This window comes from Vogesella mureinivorans (genome assembly GCF_007644035.1).
Taxonomy (GTDB): Bacteria; Pseudomonadota; Gammaproteobacteria; order Burkholderiales; family Chromobacteriaceae; genus Vogesella; species Vogesella mureinivorans.
In genome coordinates this window covers 1-291 of record NZ_VMTV02000250.1, presented here as the reverse complement: position 1 = coordinate 291, position 291 = coordinate 1, and the positions used below count along the sequence as shown (strand labels likewise).

Below are 291 nucleotides of genomic sequence, written 5' to 3'. Positions count from 1 at the left end.
GAAGTGCCCCTTCCTGGCCAGCGCATTGAACAGTCGCCAGCTGCCGCCGTAGCAGTCGTGCGGCACCACCAGCCGATCGCCCGGCTCCAGCAGGGCAAGCGCCAGGGTGATCGCTGCCATGCCACTGGATGTCACCACGCCGCCGGCGCCGCCTTCGAGTTCCGCCAGCGCTTCGCCCAGCAGGTCACGGGTCGGATTGCCGCTGCGGGTGTAGTCGTACTCGCGCTTCTCGTTGAAGCCGGCGAAGCTGAAGTTGGTCGACAGCACCAGCGGCGGTACCACCGCACCGTA

Annotated in this window: 1 protein-coding gene; it reads right to left on the bottom strand. The window is 67.7% G+C overall.

Translation table 11 applies throughout. The features are described 5' to 3' along the window. Positions 1-291, bottom strand: a 291-nt coding sequence (locus tag FLQ44_RS08130) for a PLP-dependent transferase (protein WP_206208754.1), incomplete at both ends; no start/stop codon positions are given.